Source organism: Psychrobacter sp. CAL346-MNA-CIBAN-0220, assembly GCF_040309805.1.
Taxonomy (GTDB): Bacteria; Pseudomonadota; Gammaproteobacteria; order Pseudomonadales; family Moraxellaceae; genus Psychrobacter.
In genome coordinates this window covers 1-292 of record NZ_JBEOPF010000091.1, presented here as the reverse complement: position 1 = coordinate 292, position 292 = coordinate 1, and the positions used below count along the sequence as shown (strand labels likewise).

General features: G+C 54.1%; 1 protein-coding gene. It reads left to right on the top strand.

All coding sequences use genetic code 11. The annotated features are described in order from the left end of the window. Positions 1 to 18: 18 nt before the first annotated feature. Positions 19 to 292: 50S ribosome-binding protein YggL (locus AAEY88_RS12825; protein WP_350562998.1), on the top strand; the 274-nt coding region annotated here is incomplete at its 3' end.

Below are 292 nucleotides of genomic sequence, written 5' to 3'. Positions count from 1 at the left end.
CTTATGAGGATTGTTCCAATGGCGACTAACCGTTCCCAGCGTCTGCGCAAAAAACTGTGCGTTGATGAATTTCAAGAGCTGGGTTTCGAACTGAACCTGGACTTCAACGAAGGCCTGAGTGAAGAAGCTATCGACGCTTTCCTCGAAGCATTCATCAAAGAAGCCATGGAAGCCAATGGCCTGGGCTATGTGGGCGGCGATGACTACGGTCTGGTTTGCCTGCAGAAGCGTGGCTCGGTCTCCGAAGAGCAGCGTGCTGCGGTCGAAGCCTGGCTGAAAACCCGTTCCGAGC